A 754-nucleotide genomic window follows, 5' to 3' on the forward strand; every position below is an offset into this window, starting at 1 on the left:
GTCCTTGCCGTCCGCGTTGTAGTCGCCGACGGTGAGGTTCTTCATGCCGTTCCAGCCGCCGGTGCCGACCTCCACGCGGGAGCCGAGCATGTCGAGTCCAGACCGGCCGGTGTTGGGATAGACGAACAGCTTGCCGGTGGTGACCTGCACGGCGACCAGGTCCTTCTTGGTGTCACCGGTGAACTGGCCGGCTGTCAGCTCCGTCATCCCGGGGTCGGCCACCCGGGGCGGATACGGGTCGGCGTGGTCGCGGCCCAGCCCGGCTCTGGGCCCGCATGTCGGCCAGGCTCCTTCGCCCTGCACGGCGAGGACCTTCTCCGCGGTGCGGATCTGTTCCTCCTTGGTTGCCAGATCGGCACGGGACGCGTACTGCGTGCCGCCGAAGGAGGCCCACGTGGACTGCGAGAACTGCAGACCGCCGTAGTAGCCGTTACCGGTGTTGATGTGCCAGTTGCCGCCGCTCTCACACTGGGCGACCTTGTCCCAGGTGGCGACCGAGGCGGCGGATGCCGCGGGAGCGGAGCTCCACAGGGCGGCGGTCGCCGTGGACGCGATGGTCAGTGCGGCGAGCCGCCTACTGGCACGCGTGAGGGAAAACATACGAGACCCCGTTGGATGTGAGGGAAGTTGAGTGGGTCGGATCGCGCTCGCGGACCGTGGTCTACCAGCCGCCGGTGCCTATTTCGGTACGGCCGCCCAGGGTGCTGCCGTTGCCTTTGTAGAGGTAGAGCTTGCCGGTCTTGTAGGGGGTGGA

General features: G+C 67.8%; 1 protein-coding gene. It reads right to left on the reverse strand.

All coding sequences use genetic code 11. The annotated features are described in order from the left end of the window. Nucleotides 1–600: transglycosylase family protein (locus IG02_RS43355; RefSeq protein ID WP_030757762.1), on the reverse strand; the 600-nt coding region annotated here is incomplete at its 3' end. Nucleotides 601–754 lie beyond the last annotated feature (154 nt).

It is taken from the genome of Streptomyces sp. NRRL F-5135, assembly GCF_000719775.1.
In the GTDB taxonomy this organism is placed as follows: domain Bacteria; phylum Actinomycetota; class Actinomycetes; order Streptomycetales; family Streptomycetaceae; genus Streptomyces; species Streptomyces hebeiensis.